This window comes from Pseudomonas sp. NS1(2017), from assembly GCF_002269425.1.
GTDB classification, from domain to species: Bacteria; Pseudomonadota; Gammaproteobacteria; order Pseudomonadales; family Pseudomonadaceae; genus Aquipseudomonas; species Aquipseudomonas reactans.
In genome coordinates this window covers 3,842,861-3,858,805 of the sequence record NZ_CP022960.1, presented here as the reverse complement: position 1 = coordinate 3,858,805, position 15,945 = coordinate 3,842,861, and the positions used below count along the sequence as shown (strand labels likewise).

Genomic DNA, 15,945 nt, shown 5'->3' with positions numbered 1-15,945 from the left:
TCACATACCAGGCTCATGATGAGCCAGCACCCGTGATAGGATGCCGCGCCTATTTGGAGGATCCATGGCCGAACACGATTTCCGCTTCAGTTTGCTGAGCCCGCAACACACCCTGATCGAATGCCGCGCCCTGGTGCCGGGCCGTTACCAGGTCACCGGCAACGGTGGTTCGATCAAGCATGGCGACGTTTTGATCGTCTCCCTGCGCGGCAGTAAAACCCTGTCGATGCGCCTCACCGTCGAAGGTGATGCGCGCTACTCCATCCGCCCGGCGGGCCAGTGGGTCGCCATGGCCCAGGGGCCGAAATTCGGCGAGTTGGAGATTCACACCTGGAAGGTCAACTGCGACAGCTGCGAGGCCGTGTTGGAGTTTGAATTCGCGGTGGAAACCAAGCTGACCAAAGAACCGCTGCAACCGGCCGCCAACGCGCGCATTGCCGAATTGGGCTGGGCCAGCGAGGGCGACAAGCACCGCTGCCCGAAATGCCAAAAGGCCGCGCAATGAAAGGCCTGCTTCTGCTCGCCGCCGTCGGAGTGGCCCTGACAGGTTGCGCCGGGGACGCGGTCAAGCTCAAGCAGGATCACAGCTACGTGGTCGAATGGATTGGTGAACGGCCGCTGATGGACTACGCGCACCTGACCGTTACCCTCGGCGCCGATGGCCGTGCCTACGGCAACGGCGGCTGCAACCACTGGTTCGCGCCCTACACCGTTGACGGCGAAAAGCTCAGCTTCGGCCAGATCGGCAGCACCCGTAAACTCTGCGCCGAGGCCTTGATGGAGCAGGAACACCGCTTCTTCCAGGCCCTGCAAGGCGTGCAGCGCTGGGACATCTCGCCGATCGAGCAGACGCGCTTTTGGCCGGCCGAGGGCAAGCCGATTCGCCTATGGCTTGAAGAAGGCTGATCCTCCTTCCACTGTAGGAGCGAGCTTGCTCGCGAAGAACCAAAGGACAACGCGCGTGACCAGAATAAACGCGTTATCGTTGACGTTCTTCGCGAGCAAGCTCGCTCCTACAGTAAAAGCGTGTCAGCCCTTCAGAGCTTTGAGCTTGGCCAACACCCCGTCCGCCGTCTGCTCGCCCATCAACGTCTCACGCACCTTGCCCTTGTCATCGATGATGTAGGTCACCGGCAAGGCTTCGCTGCGTGGAATATCGAAAATCTCTTCCGGATTCTGCGCCAGCACCGTGAACTTGATGCCCAGCTTGTCGCTGGCGGCTTTCAGCTCTTCGCCCTGCACGTTGTCGAAGTTGACTCCGAATACGCCCACGTTCTGCGCCTTCAGTTGCTCGGCCAAGGCATTCAGCTCAGGGATTTCCGTGCGGCACGGGCCACACCATTCGGCCCAGTAGTTGACCACCAGCCACTGCTTGTCCAAGCGTTCGGCAGCCACCTTCTTGCCATATTGGTCAACGCCGTAATCGTTACCGCAGCCGCTGAGCAGCAGGGTTGTGATGATCGCCAATGCACCGATCAGTCGCCTTGTCATGGGGTAATCCTTCGCAAAAATGAACGTTGGCTGCGACCTATCGCCTCTTACGGTTTAAGGACAGGTCGCTGCGCGGGTAGAATACCCGCCACCTTACGCAAGATGCGACCCGCACATGACCGATCTGACGCTTTATCACAACCCGCGCTGCTCGAAATCCCGCGGTGCGCTGGAACTGCTGGAAGCCCGCGGCCTCACCCCCAACGTGGTGCGCTACCTTGAAACCCCGCTGAACGCCGCGCAATTAAAGGCGCTGCTGGGCAAGCTGGGTATCAGCGCCCGCCAACTGCTGCGCACCGGCGAAGATGAATACAAGGCGCTCAACCTCGCCGACGCCAGCCTAAGCGAAGCGCAGTTGATTGCCGCCATCGCCGAGCACCCGAAGCTGATGGAGCGCCCGATCCTGGAAACAGCCGACAAAGCCATCATTGGCCGTCCGCCGGAAAACGTGCTGGAGATCCTGCCGTGACGTCGCCCTATGTGCTGGTGTTGTATTACAGCCGCAATGGCTCGGTGAGCGAAATGGCCCGGCAGATCGCCCGGGGCATTGAGCAAGGCGGTATGGAAGCGCGACTGCGCACCGTGCCGGCGATCTCCACCGAGTGCGAAGCCGTGGCGCCGAGCATCCCGGACGAAGGCGCGCTGTATGCCAGCCTGGATGACCTGAAGCACTGCTCCGGGCTGGCCCTCGGTAGCCCGACCCGTTTCGGCAACATGGCAGCGCCGCTCAAGTATTTCATCGACGGCACCAGCAACCTATGGCTCACCGGCGCCCTCGTCGGCAAGCCGGCCGGGGTGTTCACCTCCACCGCCAGCCTGCACGGTGGACAGGAAACCACGCTGATGTCGATGCTGCTGCCGCTGCTGCACCACGGCATGCTGATCACCGGCCTGCCCTACAGCGAACAAGCGCTGCTCGACACTCAGGGCGGTGGCACGCCGTATGGCGCCAGCCATCACGCCGGCCCCGATGGCAAACGCATGCTCGATCAACATGAAATCGCCCTGTGCCGCGCCCTTGGCCTGCGCCTGGCGACTACCGCTACCTTGCTGGAGAGCGGCAGTGGCCAGAAAGCCTAAGGTCCTGCCACCCCAGGCGTGGCTCGAGCCGCGGGTCAAGCTGGCACGCGTGCTGAGCCTGCTGGCGTTTTTTGGCCTGGTGGGTTTGCTCTGCGTTTACTACCTGTTCGTCGCCGACCTGCATGGCGCGCGGCCGTGGGTGATCCTGCTGATCGAGCTGGTGCCGCTGCTGGTGCTGACGCCGGGCATGCTGTTGGGCAGCGCGCGCGGGCATTCGTGGATGTGCTTTGTGGTGAACCTGTATTTCATCAAAGGTGCGCTGGCGGCCTATGACCCGAACCGGCAGTGGTTCGGGGTGCTGGAGATGCTGGCGAGTCTGGCGGTGTTTTGTACGGCGTTGTTGTATGTGCGGTGGCGGCATCAGCTGAATCGCCGCCTCGCATATCAATGATTGACGGTATACGCCAACATCATCGACAACTGGCACATCGGCCGCCCACTCTCGGCGTGCCACTGGTTGAACGCGCCCTGCACTGTCGCCAGGTCGCGCAGGCTGGTCGGTGCCTTGTCGACGATCTTCTGCGCGTTCAGCGCCGCCACCACGTCATAACTCGGCACAAAGGTGTCCTTGCCGACCATGCGCAAGAAACGTGGCGCTGACAGCCCGCCAAGTTGATGGCCGTGCTTGCTCAGGTACTTCCATAGCCCGACGATATCAGTCACCGGCCAATCGGCGATAAACGCGCCGAAGCTGCCCTTCTCCTGCTCGACGTCGAGGATCATCTGCGCATTGCGCGGCACGCTCTTGAGCTTGCCCAAATGCCGGATTATGCTGGTGTCCTGCATCAGCCGCTCCAGATGCTCGGCGCCCATCAGCACGACTTTTTCCGGGTCGAAGCCGAAAAACACCTTTTCGAACGCCGGCCACTTGGCATCCACCACGCTGTGCTTCAAGCCCGCACGAAACACACGCAGCGCCAGGGTCGACAGGTAGCGATCATCGCTGATCTTGCGCAGTTGCGCCGGGGTCTTGGCTACAGGCAGATGGGCTTCCAACTCGGCCGCCGAACCGAAGCGGTTCAGACAATATTCGTGCAGCCACTTGTAATCGCGCATGCCCTCTCCTGGGAATAGAATTGAAAACGGCGCCCGCGAGCGCCGTGTGTCAGAGCGTTGAAACGGCTCAGAGGTTCACCACATTGACGAAACGCGAGGCGGCAGTCTCATCGATTTTCAGGCTGGTGAAGTCGAACAGGTTGCGGTCAGCCAACTGCGACGGCTGCACATTCTGCAGGCTGCGGAAGATGCTTTCGGTACGGCCTGGGGTCTTGCGTTCCCAGTCCACCAGCATTTCCTTGACCACCTGGCGCTGCAGGTTCTCCTGGGAGCCGCACAGGTTGCACGGGATGATCGGGAATTGCTTGAAGTCGGAGTAGGCCTGGATGTCCTTCTCGTTGCAATACGCCAGCGGGCGGATCACCACGTTACGCCCGTCATCGGCGCGCAGCTTGGGCGGCATGGCCTTGAGCGAGCCGTTGAAGAACATATTGAGGAAGAAGGTCTCAACGATATCGTCGCGGTGGTGACCCAGGGCCATCTTGGTCGCGCCGATTTCATCCGCGAAGGTGTACAGCGTGCCACGGCGCAGGCGCGAGCACAGCGAGCAGGTGGTCTTGCCTTCCGGAATCAGCTCCTTGACCACCGAGTAGGTGTCTTTCTCGACGATGTGGTACTCGACACCCAGTTCATTGAGGTAGGCTGGCAACACATGCTCGGGGAAGCCCGGTTGTTTCTGGTCCATGTTGACGGCGACGATCTCGAACCTGATCGGCGCGACCTTTTGCAGGTGCAGCAGCACGTCGAGCATGGTGTAACTGTCTTTGCCGCCGGAGAGGCAGACCATGACCTTGTCGCCGTCCTCGATCATGTTGAAATCGGCGACCGCTTCACCGGCCAGGCGACGCAGGCGTTTTTGCAGTTTGTTCTGGTTGACCGTAAGAGTGCCCATGGCGCTTGGATCCGCTAGAGGTGTGTGACGAAAAGCCGGGTATTTTACGCAAAAAAACCATCAAAAGGGCTAGCGGTAAAAGACCCCACCGCGATTAAGCCCAATGTTTACAGCGCAATTTGCTCTAAAGGCCCTACAGTTATTCCGGTCATCACTTCCTATACTGCGACTAGAGGTCGCACATCTATCCAGACCTTTGAGGCCATTTGGCCCGTGGGCGCTCCGATGGGGGGCGATGGTAATAACGACAGGAGTGACTGGCATGATCCATCACGTCGTGGGGCTGTTTACCCATCCCGACCAGGAATGGCGGGAAATCCGTGGCGATAAAGAAGAAAGCATCGGCCACATGTACCTCACTCACACCTTGATTCTCGCGGCGATCCCCGCCGTTTCCGCCTTTATCGGCACCACCCAGGTTGGCTGGGTCATCGGCAACCGTGCGCCAGTGATGCTGACCCAGGAAAGCGCCTTGTGGATGACCATCATGTCCTACGCTGCCATGCTCGGTGGCGTGGCGGTGATGGGTGCGTTCATTCACTGGATGGCGCGCACCTACGACGCCAACCCCAGCATGGCACGCTGCGTGGCCTTTGCCACCTACACCGCTACGCCGCTGTTTATCGGTGGGCTAGCCGCACTGTATCCGCATATGTGGCTGGGCATGGTCGTGGGCACGGCGGCCATTTGCTACACGGTGTACTTACTTTATGTGGGGCTGCCGACCTTCATGAACATCGATCCGGATGAAGGCTTTCTATTTTCCAGCTCGGTACTGGCTGTGGGCCTGGTGGTACTGGTGGCAATCATGGCGTTTACCGTGATCGTCTGGGGGCTGGGCGTGGGCCCGATCTACACCAACTGACCGTTTGAAACCTTAGACAAAGCCACCGCAAGGTGGCTTTGTGCATCATGCATGACCATTCGGCGCCTGACAGATTCGGAAATACCCAGCTTTGCGGCATACTGGGCGTCTCTGGAGATATGGTCAGCATGCCCGAGCAACTCAATACCCGCGTCGAAGATTGTTTCCTACAAGCCGAATCCTTTTTCAAACGAAGCTTCAAACGCCCCCAGGTCAGCCTCAAGCTGCGGGGCCAGAAGGCCGGTGTCGCGCATTTGCACGAGAACCTGCTGCGTTTCAACCCACAGTTGTACCGTGAAAACAGCCAACACTTCCTGAAACAGACCGTGGCCCATGAAGTGGCGCACCTGATTGCCCACCAATTGTTTGGTGAACGCATCCAGCCCCATGGCGAGGAATGGCAATTGATCATGCGCGGGGTTTACGAACTACCGCCGGATCGTTGCCACACTTATGAAGTGAAGCGTCGACAGGTGACTCGCTATATCTACCGATGCCCGTGTGCGGACAGTGACTTTCCGTTTTCGTCACAACGCCATGGCATGGTGGCTCAGGGGCGGCGGTATTTGTGTCGGCGGTGTCGGCAAACCTTGGTTTTTACCGGCGAAACCCGCGTCGAATAAGCGTTAGGCGATGACGCGGGCTGTGCGCAGCTCGCTGATTCGCTGCGGGCTCAGGCCCAGTTCTGCCAAGACTTCATCACTGTGCGCCCCCACCGCGGCGCCAATATGCCTCGGTGCCGGCAATCCTTGCGAAAACTTCAACGGACAGGCCAATTGCGCCTGGGTCGACCCATCGCCCCGCGGAACCTGGCTGACCACTTGCCGCGCCTTGAGCTGTGGATGTTCCACCGCCTCACCCAGGCTCAACACCGGCTCCACGCACGCATCCACTCCGGCGAACAACACGCACAGCTCATCGAAGCTGCGCTTTTCAAATTCAACTTGCAGCGCCACCTTGAGCTTGGGTGACAAGCCCAGCGCCGCCAATTCCGGCCGTCCCAGCGCCTCGCAGAGTTGCTGCATAAACCCAGGTTCCAGGCTACCCACCGACATCCAGCGCCCATCCCGCGAGCGATAGTAATCGTAAAAGCTGCCGCCATTGAGCACATGACTTTCCCGCTCCGGCTCCACCCCACACGCCAGGTAACCCGCGCCGGCCATGGCGTTCAGGCTGAACGAGCAGTCGGTCATGCTCACATCCAGGTATTGACCAACCCCGCTCTGCTGCCGCGCGATGACCGCCGCGAGCAACCCCACCACCGCATGCAGCGAACCACCGCCCACATCCGCCACTTGCACGCCCAATGGCAGCGGCCCGCTGTCCTGGCGCCCGGTGTAACTGGCCACACCGGCCAACGCCAGGTAGTTGATATCGTGCCCGGCGCGGTCCTTATAGGGTCCTGTCTGGCCATAACCGGTGATCGACACATAAATCAGCCGGGGATTGATCGACTTCAATGCCTCATAACCCAAACCCAGACGCTCCATCACCCCAGGGCGGAATTGTTCGAGCAGGATGTCGTAGTCCTTCACCAGCGCCCGCACGATCTCCAGCGCCTCGGCCTGCTTGAGGTCCAGCGCCAGGCTGCGTTTATTGCGGTTGAGGTAGGCGTGGCTGGCCGATGTGCCCTGATCATGGGGCGGCAGCACCCGCAACAGGTCCAGGCGCGTGGGCGACTCGATACGCAGCACCTCGGCGCCCATGTCCGCCAGCATCAGGGAGGCAAACGGGCCGGGCAGCAGGGTGGAAAAATCCAGCACTTTGAGGGACGCCAAGGGACCTGACATGGGCACTCCATTTCCGTTTCGACTGCCCACAGACTAGGCAGCCCTGCGCTTTCCGGCAATCGCCGAAACAGTCAGCAAAGGTGACCGTTTTGATCACGGCGGGCTTTTTCGTGGCGGCGGCTTTATCATTGGCCCACGTTTGCTTGCAGAGTGTTCCATGAAGTTTGCGATTGCCCTGTTTTCCGCGGCCCACGCGCCCTCCTCGCGCCGCGCCCTGCTGTTCGCCCAGGCGGCGCTGGCCGGCGGGCACGAGATTGTGCGGCTGTTTTTCTATCAGGACGGTGTGTACAGCGCGTCCAACAACATCGTTGCGCCCCAGGATGAGCAAGACATCGCCCGCCAATGGCGTGAGTTTGTCAGCCAGCACCAGCTTGATGGCGTGGTGTGCATTGCCGCTGCGTTACGCCGTGGCGTGCTCAACCAGGAGGAAGCCACGCGGTATCAGCGCACAGCGGTGAATCTGGATGCGCCCTGGGCACTGTCTGGCCTGGGGCAATTACATGATGCGATTCAGGATGCCGACCGCCTGATCTGTTTTGGAGGGCCGTGAGATGTCTAAATCCTTATTGGTGATCAGCCGTCAGGCGCCGTGGTCCGGGCCGAGCGCACGGGAAGCGCTGGATATTGTGCTGGCCGGTGGCGCGTTCGATCTGCCCATCGGCTTGCTGTTCATGGATGACGGCGTGTTCCAGCTCGCTGCGCACCAGAACGCCAAGGCCGTGCAACAAAAGGACCTCAGTGCCAACCTGCAGGCATTGGGGCTGTTCGGCATCGACGATGTCTTTGCCTGCCGCCACAGCATGGCCGTGCGTGGCTTGACGCCGCCCACCGAGGCGCAACCGTTGAGCAACGATGCTATTTCCCAATTGATTGACCGTTACGACCAGGTGATTACCCTCTGATGTCGACTTTACACGTGGTGTCTCACTCCCCGTTTTCCGATAGTCGCCTCGATAGCTGCCTGCGTATCTGCGGTGCCGAGGACGCGATCCTGCTGTGTGGCGACGGCGCCTATGGGCTCCACGCCCCGGCCCTGCACACCAAGGGCGTGAAGGTGTTTGTGCTGGCCGAAGACATGCAGGCGCGCAACCTGCCGCTGCCGGACTGGGCCGACAGCGTGGACTACCCAGGTTTCGTGCAACTGTCGATCGACTACGACAAGGTCAACACCTGGCTATGAACACCCTGACCGTAGGCGCACGTACCCTGGAACTGGACAAGGACGGTTATTTGGCCGACCTGAACGACTGGTCCGCAGAGGTCGCCCATGCCCTGGCCGCCGCCGAGACCCTGGAGCTGACCCCGGCCCACTGGGAAATCCTCGAACTGCTGCGCCAGTTCTATGCCGAATTCCAGCTGTCCCCGGCCACACGTCCGCTGATCAAGTACACCGCCTTGAAGCTCGGCCCGGAAAAGGGCAACAGCCTGCACCTCAACAAACTGTTCAACGGCACTCCCGCCAAACTCGCCGCCAAGCTGGCGGGCCTGCCCAGGCCGACGAATTGCTTATGACCGATTTTGCCCCGCTGACCCTTGAAACCCCTGCCGAACACCCGTTTGCGCAGTTCGTGCGCATCCTGGGCAAAGGCAAGCGCGGCGCGCGCAACCTCACCCGCGAGGAAGCCCGCGAAGCCATGGGCATGTTGCTCGACGAAAAAGTCGAAGACACCCAGCTCGGCGCGTTCCTGATGCTGTTGCGCCACAAGGAAGAAAGCCCTGAAGAACTCGCTGGCTTCAGCGAAGCCGTGCGCGAACGCCTGGATGCCCCGGCGCTGAACGTGGATGTCGACTGGCCAACCTACGCCGGCAAGAAGCGCCACCTGCCGTGGTACCTGCTGGCGGCCAAGTGCCTGGCGCAGAACGGCGTGCGCATCCTTATGCACGGCGGCGGCGCACACACGGCCGGGCGGTTGTACACCGAGCAATTGCTGGAAGGTTTGCAGATCCCACTGTGCCGCAACTGGCAGCAGGTCGAGGCCGCTTATGCGCAAGGCAACCTGGCGTTTATCCCGCTGGGCGACTGGGCGCCGCAATTGCAACGCATGATCGACCTGCGCAACACCCTGGGCCTGCGCTCGCCGATCCACTCCCTGGCGCGCTTGCTCAACCCCTTGAATGCGCGCCTGGGCCTGCAAAGCATTTTCCATCCGGGTTATCAGGGCGTGCACCGCGATGCCAGCGGCCTGCTCGGCGACAATGTCATCGTAGTGAAGGGTGATGGCGGCGAAATCGAGATCAACCCCGACTCGGCCAGCCACCTGTACGGCACCACGGGCGGCGAAAGCTGGGACGAAGAGTGGCCCGCCCTCTCCGCCCAGCGCCACGTCAAACCCGCCACACTCGAACCGGAACACCTGAAGGCGTTGTGGCGCGGCGATGTCGAAGACAGTTACCCGCAACTTGCCTTGATCGCGACTATGGCCCTGGCCTTGCGCGGCCTGGGCCATTCACGGGAACAGGCGTTCGCCTTGGCCCAGCAATACTGGGACGCACGAGACAAATCGATTTAATCGATCATTAGCGCCCGGTCTTTGCGCTTTTAAATCGAACTCAGCCCTTTAGACTGGCCTCCAACGCTTATCAGCCAAGGAGCCAGTCATGGGTTTGCTAATCGAAGGACACTGGAAAGACCAGTGGTACGAAAGTAGCGCAGACGGCGCATTCCAACGGGAACAGGCGCAACGCCGCAACTGGGTGACCGCCGACGGCACGCCAGGCCCGAGTGGCGAAGGCGGATTCAAGGCCGAGGCCGGTCGCTACCACCTCTATGTCTCTCTCGCCTGCCCGTGGGCCCATCGCACCCTGATTCTGCGCAAGCTCAAGGGCCTGGAAAGCCTGATCGACGTGTCCGTGGTCAGTTGGTTGATGCTGGAAAACGGCTGGACCTTCGATAAGGCTCACGGCTCCACCGGCGACAAGCTGGATGATTTCGACTTCATGCACCAGCGCTACACTGCTGACACGGCTGACTACACCGGGCGCGTCACCGTGCCGGTGCTGTGGGACAAGAAGCTCAAGCGCATCGTCAGCAATGAATCGGCGGAGATCATCCGCATGTTCAACAGCGCGTTTAATGAATTGACTGGCAATACCCTGGACTTCTACCCCGAGTCGCTGCGCGCAACCATCGACGCGCTGAACGAACGCATCTACCCTGCTGTGAACAATGGTGTATACCGCGCGGGCTTCGCCACATCGCAGCAGGCGTATGAAAGCGCATTTGATGATGTGTTTGCCGAGTTGGATTACCTGGAACAGCACCTGGGCGACCATCGCTACCTGGCCGGCGAATACCTGACCGAGGCGGATGTGCGCCTGTTTACCACGCTGATTCGCTTTGATGCGGTGTATTACAGCCACTTCAAATGCAACCTGCGCAGGATTGCGGATTATCCGAACCTGTCGAACTGGCTGAGGGAAATGCACCAGTGGCCGGGCGTGGCCGAGACGGTGGATTTTGCGCACATCAAGGGGCATTACTATGCCAGCCACCGCACGATTAACCCGACGGGGATTGTGCCGAAGGGGCCGTTGCAGAAGTTTGATGCCGCCCATGATCGTCAGCGCCTGGCCGGAAACGGCATCTTGAGCTGAAAACACATTGTGGCGAGGGAGCTTGCTCCCGCTGGGGTGCGAAGCGGCCCCAAAATCTTGGGAGCGCTTCGCACTCCAGCGGGAGCAAGCTCCCTCGCCACAGGTACAGTGTCAGACTTGGGACTGCGCGCCTTCAAACCACTTGAGCTTTTCGCGCAACACCACCACCTCACCCACAATCACCAGTGTCGGCGCATGCACTTCATGCTCCGCCACCATGCGTGGCAAGTCGGCCAGGGTGCCGGTAAACACGCGCTGGTTGGATGTGGTGCCCTGCTGGATCAACGCTGCAGGGGTATCCGATGCACGACCATGCTTGATCAGCTGTTCGCAGATGATCGGCAAGCCAATCAAACCCATGTAGAACACCAGGGTCTGTGATGGCCCCACCAGGTCATCCCAAGGCAGGTCCGACGTCCCGTCCTTTAAATGCCCGGTAATGAAACGTACGGACTGCGCATAGTCACGGTGAGTCAGCGGAATCCCGGCATACGCCGCGCAACCGCTGGCCGCCGTGATCCCCGGCACCACCTGGAACGGGATGCCGTGGGCCGCCAGCTCCTCGATCTCTTCGCCACCCCGACCAAAGATGAACGGATCGCCACCCTTGAGGCGCAGCACGCGCTTGCCTTGCTTGGCCAGGTCCACCAATTGCTGGTTGATCTGGTCTTGCGGCACGGCGTGATCGGCGCGGCGTTTGCCGACGTAGACACGCTCGGCGTCACGGCGGCACAGCTCGAGAATCGCGGGAGCTACGAGGCGGTCATACAGCACCACATCGGCTTGCTGCATCAAGCGCAGGGCGCGGAAGGTCAGGAGGTCGGGATCACCCGGGCCTGCGCCCACCAGATAGACCTCGCCCGGTGCATTCGGCGGCGCGCCGTTGACCTTTTCGATCAACAGGCGCTCGGCTTCGGCACCCTGCCCGGCCAATTGACGGTCGGCAATCGGACCCTGGAACACGTCTTCCCAAAATGCGCGGCGCTGCTGCACATCCGGGTACAAGCCTTTGACCTGCGCACGAAAACGCGCCGCCAATCCGGCCAGTTGGCCATAAGTGGACGGAATCCAGGTTTCCAGCTTGGCGCGGATCAGGCGCGCCAGCACCGGCGCATCGCCGCCGCTGGACACCGCGATCACCAAGGGTGAACGGTCGACAATCGCCGGGAAGATCACGCTGCACAAGGCCGGCGCATCCACCACGTTGACCGGTACACACCGACGCTTGGCATCGCTGGACACTTGCGCGTTCAACGGCTCATCGTCCGTGGCCGCGATGATCAGGGTGCAACCGTCGAGGTCCGCCTCCTGATAACCGCGCAAAATCAGTTCCCCGCCACTGCCCAGTACCAGCTCTTTGAGCTGGTCTTCGATCTGGGGAGCAACCACCCGCAGCAACGCACCGGCATCGGCCAGCAACCGGGATTTGCGCAAGGCAATCTCCCCGCCACCGACGACCAACACACGACTGCCGCGCAGGTTATGAAACAGCGGCAGAAATTCCATTTAGCGGATGACCTCAACGCCCGCCATGTAAGGCTTGAGCACTTCCGGTACACGGATCGAGCCGTCAGCCTGCTGGTAGTTTTCCAGCACCGCCACCAGGGTACGGCCTACGGCCAAACCGGAACCGTTGAGGGTGTGCACCAGCTCAGGCTTGCCGGTTTCCGGGTTGCGGAAACGCGCCTGCATGCGACGGGCCTGGAAATCACCGCAGTTGGAGCACGACGAAATCTCGCGGTACTTGTCCTGGCTCGGCACCCACACTTCGAGATCGTAGGTCTTCACGGCGCTGAAGCCCATGTCGCCAGTGCACAATGCCAGCACGCGGTACGGCAGCTCCAGCAGTTGCAGGACGCGTTCGGCGTTGGCGGTCAGGCCTTCCAGGGCTTCCATGGAAGTCGACGGCTCGACCACCTGTACCATCTCGACCTTGTCGAACTGGTGCTGGCGGATCATGCCGCGGGTATCACGGCCAGACGCACCAGCTTCGCTGCGGAAGCACGGGCTGTGGGCGACGAACTTGATCGGCAGTTGCTTGGCGTCGAGGATCTCGCCGGCAACGATGTTGGTCAGCGACACTTCGGCGGTCGGGATCAGGTACAGGTCGGCTTCGCCGTCACGGCTGATCTTGAACAGGTCTTCTTCGAACTTCGGCAACTGGCTGGTGCCCATCAGCGCCGGCGCCTGCACCAGATACGGGGTGTAGGCCTCTTCGTAACCGTGTTCGCCGGTGTGCAGGTTGATCATGAACTGCGCCAGGGCACGGTGCATGCGCGCGATCGGACCGCGCAGCAAGGCAAAGCGCGCGCCGGACATCTTGGCGGCAGTTTCGAAATCCAGGCCGCCGGTCAATTCGCCCAGGGCGACGTGGTCCTTGATCTCGAAATCAAACGCGGTTGGCGTGCCCCAACGGCGCACTTCAACGTTGCCGTCTTCGTCTGCGCCAATCGGCACGGATTCGTGCGGGATGTTGGGGATGCCCAACAGGATCGAATCCAGCTCGGTCTGGATCTTGTCCAGCTCGACCTTGCCGTCGGACAGCTCGGTGCCCATGCGCTCGACATCCGCCATCAGCGGGGCGATGTCTTCGCCGCGCTGCTTGGCCTGACCGATGGATTTGGAACGCGCATTACGCTCAGCCTGCAGTGCTTCGGTGCGGGTCTGGACGGTCTTGCGCTGTTCTTCCAGCGCTTCGATGCGCGCAACATCCAAGGCAAAGCCACGGGATGCCAGGCGGTCCGCTACGTCCTGAAGGTTGCTACGTAACAGTTTGGAATCGAGCATGTCGGTCTCTCGTTTATCAAAGTTTGGTCAAGGACAGGCCAGCCCAGGTGGCGAGCAGCCCGCCGAACACGCTGATGCCCAGGTACCCGAAGGCTATCAGGGCCTGCCCGCTTTCCAGCAGGCGCAGCGTATCCAGTGAAAAGGATGAAAAGGTCGTCAGACCGCCTACAAAGCCGACAATCAAGCCGGCGCGAATTTCAATCGGTACTTCCGGGCGCAACAGGAACCAGCCGTACAACAGCCCGATGATCAGGCAACCGACCAGGTTGACTGCCAGGGTCGCCGCATAAAAATGCTTCGGCCAATTGGCGCTGACCCAAGTGCCAGCGGCGAAACGCAATAATGTACCAGCGATGCCGGCTGCGGACACGGCAAGAATCGTCTTGAACACTACTTTCTCCGCTGTCTGGGGCTGAGTCGATCGAGTTGGGCGAGGTGGTTGAGCTTTTCACCGATCTTCAGCTCCAGGCCACGGGGCACGGGTTGATAGAGCGGGAGCGGCTCAAGGTCATCGGGGAAGTAGTCTTCACCGGCCGCATAGGCGTCCGGTTCATCGTGGGCGTAGCGGTATTCATCACCGTAGCCCAACTGTTTCATCAGCTTGGTCGGCGCGTTGCGCAGGTGCATCGGCACTTCGAGGGAACCGTGTTCGGCGGCGGCGCGCAGCGCGGACTTGAAGCCCATGTACACCGCGTTGCTCTTCGGCGCACAGGCTAGGTAGGTGATGGCCTGGGCCACCGCCAACTCGCCTTCCGGGCTGCCGAGGCGCTCCTGCACGTCCCAGGCAGCGAGGCACAGGCTCAATGCACGCGGGTCGGCATTGCCGATGTCTTCGCTGGCCATACGCACGACGCGGCGTGCGAGGTACAGCGGGTCGCAGCCGCCGTCGATCATGCGCGCGAACCAGTACAGCGCGCCGTCCGGGTTGGAGCCGCGCACGGATTTATGCAGCGCCGAAATCTGGTCGTAAAAAGCTTCGCCGCCCTTGTCGAAGCGCCGGCGCGTGTCGCCGAGCAGGCTTTGCAGGAGGTCGACGCCGATCTCGCTGCCGTCTTCGGCCAGGTCGGAGGCGTTCTCCACCAGGTTGAGAAAGCGGCGGCCATCGCCATCGGCGGCGGTAAGCAGAATCTTGAAGCCTTCTTCGCTGACGCTCAGTTGCCGCTTGCCCAGCCCTTTGTCTTCACTCAGGGCGCGATGCAGCAACTTCTGCATCGCTGCTTCATCCAGACTCTTGAGCACATAGACCCGCGCACGCGACAGCAAGGCGTTGTTCAATTCAAACGACGGGTTTTCCGTGGTGGCGCCGATAAAAATCAGCGTGCCGTCTTCCACGTAGGGCAGGAACGCATCCTGCTGCGACTTGTTGAAGCGGTGCACTTCATCGACAAACAGGATGGTGCGCTTGCCGTACTGCCCGGCCTGCTGCTTGGCGACTTCCACCGCCTGGCGGATCTCCTTGACCCCCGCCAGTACCGCCGAGACCGTTTCGAAGTGCGCATCCGAGACCTTCGCCAGCAGGCGCGCCAAGGTGGTCTTGCCCACCCCCGGCGGCCCCCAGAAAATCATCGAGTGCAGCGCACCCTGCTCCAGGGCTTCGCGCAAAGGCTTACCGCGAGCGAGCAGGTGTTCCTGACCGACGTACTCATCCAGGTTGGTCGAACGCAAGCGCGCGGCCAGGGGCTGGGCGATCGGGTCACTTCGAAACAGGTCCATGGGCAGCGTGTTATTCCTGGATCACGTCGGCACCCTTGGGGATGTCGAACTTGAACTTGGAGGCAGGCACCGGCTGGTTGGCCTTGACCCCGGAGAACAGGATATCGGTGCGTTGGCCAACACTGTCGACCAGGCGCATGTTGTTGATCACGCCATTGCCGAACGACAGGTTCAAGCTGTCGAACAGCGTGTCCTTGGATTTGGGCTTGAGGGTGAACTCGATCACGTTGCTGGTTTGCTTGGAAGTGATGTCGAAGCTGTCGTTGATCTTCGAGACATCACCCGACAGCAGCAACGCCGGGGTCTGGTTCAGACGCGGGTCGAGCTTCTTGATGGTCGCCTGCTCCAGGTCCGGGTCCCACAGGGTGACCTTCTGGCCGTCAGACACGATGGTCTGCTCGGCCTTGCCTTCGGTGTGCCAGTAGAACAGGCCAGGACGCTGCACGGCCATTTCGCCTTCGGTTTCCTGCAACTGGGTACCGCCGGCATCCAGGGTCAGCTGGGAGAAGCGCGCGGTCAGGGTCTGGGATTTGTCCAACAGGTTCTTCAGGCTGGCGACGGAGGCCGGGTCAGCGTGGGCCGAAACAGCGGTCAAGGCCAGAGCCGGCAACAACAGCATGCGGATAAGGCGCATGGGAGTCCTCATTGAGTGTTCAGGGCGTGCCGCGTGTTGCCAC

At 61.2% G+C, this 15,945-nt stretch carries 22 protein-coding genes; 13 read left to right on the top strand and 9 right to left on the bottom strand.

Annotated elements, in window-relative coordinates:
* The first annotated feature begins 64 nt into the window (after positions 1 to 64).
* Both CI807_RS18350 and CI807_RS18345 read left to right on the top strand, forming a co-directional pair.
* Entirely contained in the window at positions 65 to 505 is a 441-nt protein-coding gene (locus CI807_RS18350) for a hypothetical protein (RefSeq protein ID WP_095015634.1), read from the top strand.
* Positions 502 to 906, top strand: coding sequence for an META domain-containing protein (locus CI807_RS18345; RefSeq protein WP_016977565.1), 405 nt, complete (start codon positions 502 to 504; stop codon positions 904 to 906). The genes CI807_RS18350 and CI807_RS18345 overlap by 4 nt, the downstream gene beginning before the upstream one ends.
* A gap of 123 nt (positions 907 to 1,029) precedes the next feature.
* Here CI807_RS18345 and CI807_RS18340 read toward each other — a convergent pair whose 3' ends face one another.
* Positions 1,030 to 1,491 (bottom strand): TlpA disulfide reductase family protein, encoded by a 462-nt coding sequence (locus tag CI807_RS18340; protein WP_095015633.1) that lies wholly within the window; start codon positions 1,489 to 1,491, stop codon positions 1,030 to 1,032.
* Between the two features lie 115 nt (positions 1,492 to 1,606).
* On the opposite strand from CI807_RS18340, the gene arsC reads away from it, so the two are divergent.
* The 3 genes from arsC to CI807_RS18325 are packed head-to-tail and all read left to right on the top strand — an operon-like array spanning position 1,607 to position 2,962.
* Positions 1,607 to 1,960 (top strand): arsenate reductase (glutaredoxin), encoded by a 354-nt coding sequence (gene arsC / locus CI807_RS18335; protein WP_028616776.1) that lies wholly within the window; start codon positions 1,607 to 1,609, stop codon positions 1,958 to 1,960.
* Positions 1,957 to 2,571, top strand: a complete 615-nt coding sequence (wrbA, locus tag CI807_RS18330) for an NAD(P)H:quinone oxidoreductase (RefSeq protein WP_028616777.1) — start codon at positions 1,957 to 1,959, stop codon at positions 2,569 to 2,571. Before arsC ends, wrbA begins: the two co-directional genes overlap by 4 nt.
* Complete coding sequence (locus tag CI807_RS18325; protein ID WP_095015632.1) at positions 2,555 to 2,962, top strand: DUF2069 domain-containing protein; 408 nt, start codon at positions 2,555 to 2,557, stop codon at positions 2,960 to 2,962. The genes wrbA and CI807_RS18325 overlap by 17 nt, the downstream gene beginning before the upstream one ends.
* On the opposite strand, the gene CI807_RS18320 is transcribed toward CI807_RS18325, so the two are convergent.
* The gene (locus CI807_RS18320; protein ID WP_095015631.1) at positions 2,956 to 3,627 is read right to left on the bottom strand and encodes a DNA-3-methyladenine glycosylase I; all 672 of its coding nucleotides are present in this window, start codon (positions 3,625 to 3,627) and stop codon (positions 2,956 to 2,958) included. The genes CI807_RS18325 and CI807_RS18320 overlap by 7 nt on opposite strands.
* A 67-nt stretch (positions 3,628 to 3,694) precedes the next feature.
* A complete protein-coding gene (ttcA, locus tag CI807_RS18315; RefSeq protein WP_095015630.1) occupies positions 3,695 to 4,519 on the bottom strand; it encodes a tRNA 2-thiocytidine(32) synthetase TtcA in 825 nt (274 codons plus the stop codon).
* 262 nt (positions 4,520 to 4,781) lie between these two features.
* Between ttcA and CI807_RS18310 the strand changes: the two genes are divergently transcribed.
* Both CI807_RS18310 and CI807_RS18305 read left to right on the top strand, forming a co-directional pair.
* Positions 4,782 to 5,384, top strand: coding sequence for a Yip1 family protein (locus CI807_RS18310; protein WP_016977555.1), 603 nt, complete (start codon positions 4,782 to 4,784; stop codon positions 5,382 to 5,384).
* 128 nt (positions 5,385 to 5,512) lie between these two features.
* Positions 5,513 to 6,007: a SprT family zinc-dependent metalloprotease gene (locus CI807_RS18305; protein WP_010209629.1), complete on the top strand. Its 495-nt coding sequence runs from the start codon at positions 5,513 to 5,515 to the stop codon at positions 6,005 to 6,007.
* 3 nt (positions 6,008 to 6,010) lie between these two features.
* On the opposite strand, the gene CI807_RS18300 is transcribed toward CI807_RS18305, so the two are convergent.
* Entirely contained in the window at positions 6,011 to 7,174 is a 1,164-nt protein-coding gene (locus CI807_RS18300; RefSeq protein WP_095015629.1) for a CaiB/BaiF CoA-transferase family protein, read from the bottom strand.
* A 157-nt stretch (positions 7,175 to 7,331) separates the two neighbouring features.
* Between CI807_RS18300 and tusD the strand changes: the two genes are divergently transcribed.
* The 6 genes from tusD (at position 7,332) to CI807_RS18270 (ending at position 10,768) form a co-directional block, all read left to right on the top strand.
* The gene (tusD, locus tag CI807_RS18295; RefSeq protein WP_016977549.1) at positions 7,332 to 7,724 is read left to right on the top strand and encodes a sulfurtransferase complex subunit TusD; all 393 of its coding nucleotides are present in this window, start codon (positions 7,332 to 7,334) and stop codon (positions 7,722 to 7,724) included.
* Position 7,725: 1 nt separating this feature from the next.
* The gene (tusC, locus tag CI807_RS18290; protein ID WP_095015628.1) at positions 7,726 to 8,076 is read left to right on the top strand and encodes a sulfurtransferase complex subunit TusC; all 351 of its coding nucleotides are present in this window, start codon (positions 7,726 to 7,728) and stop codon (positions 8,074 to 8,076) included.
* The gene (tusB, locus tag CI807_RS18285; protein WP_028616783.1) at positions 8,076 to 8,354 is read left to right on the top strand and encodes a sulfurtransferase complex subunit TusB; all 279 of its coding nucleotides are present in this window, start codon (positions 8,076 to 8,078) and stop codon (positions 8,352 to 8,354) included. The genes tusC and tusB overlap by 1 nt, the downstream gene beginning before the upstream one ends.
* Positions 8,351 to 8,686: a TusE/DsrC/DsvC family sulfur relay protein gene (locus CI807_RS18280; protein WP_095015627.1), complete on the top strand. Its 336-nt coding sequence runs from the start codon at positions 8,351 to 8,353 to the stop codon at positions 8,684 to 8,686. Before tusB ends, CI807_RS18280 begins: the two co-directional genes overlap by 4 nt.
* Positions 8,683 to 9,684 (top strand): glycosyl transferase family protein, encoded by a 1,002-nt coding sequence (locus tag CI807_RS18275; protein WP_095015626.1) that lies wholly within the window; start codon positions 8,683 to 8,685, stop codon positions 9,682 to 9,684. The genes CI807_RS18280 and CI807_RS18275 overlap by 4 nt, the downstream gene beginning before the upstream one ends.
* Before the next feature lie 88 nt (positions 9,685 to 9,772).
* Positions 9,773 to 10,768 carry a glutathione S-transferase family protein gene (locus CI807_RS18270; RefSeq protein WP_095015625.1) on the top strand — a complete coding sequence of 332 codons (996 nt, stop codon included), beginning with the start codon at positions 9,773 to 9,775 and terminating at the stop codon, positions 10,766 to 10,768.
* Positions 10,769 to 10,879: 111 nt separating this feature from the next.
* Here the strand turns inward: CI807_RS18270 and cysG are convergent, their stop codons facing one another.
* Genes cysG through lolA form a run of 5 tightly spaced genes read right to left on the bottom strand, consistent with a single transcriptional unit; the run spans position 10,880 to position 15,902 of the window.
* Positions 10,880 to 12,274 (bottom strand): siroheme synthase CysG, encoded by a 1,395-nt coding sequence (cysG, locus tag CI807_RS18265; protein WP_095015624.1) that lies wholly within the window; start codon positions 12,272 to 12,274, stop codon positions 10,880 to 10,882.
* On the bottom strand, positions 12,275 to 13,555 hold the full coding sequence (gene serS, locus CI807_RS18260) for a serine--tRNA ligase (RefSeq protein WP_028616788.1): 1,281 nt from the start codon (positions 13,553 to 13,555) through the stop codon (positions 12,275 to 12,277).
* Between the two features lie 16 nt (positions 13,556 to 13,571).
* Positions 13,572 to 13,946: a fluoride efflux transporter CrcB gene (crcB, locus tag CI807_RS18255; RefSeq protein ID WP_012724934.1), complete on the bottom strand. Its 375-nt coding sequence runs from the start codon at positions 13,944 to 13,946 to the stop codon at positions 13,572 to 13,574.
* Complete coding sequence (locus CI807_RS18250) at positions 13,946 to 15,268, bottom strand: replication-associated recombination protein A (protein ID WP_033896819.1); 1,323 nt, start codon at positions 15,266 to 15,268, stop codon at positions 13,946 to 13,948. The genes crcB and CI807_RS18250 overlap by 1 nt, the downstream gene beginning before the upstream one ends.
* A gap of 10 nt (positions 15,269 to 15,278) precedes the next feature.
* Positions 15,279 to 15,902, bottom strand: a complete 624-nt coding sequence (gene lolA / locus CI807_RS18245; protein ID WP_095015623.1) for an outer membrane lipoprotein chaperone LolA — start codon at positions 15,900 to 15,902, stop codon at positions 15,279 to 15,281.
* Positions 15,903 to 15,945 lie beyond the last annotated feature (43 nt).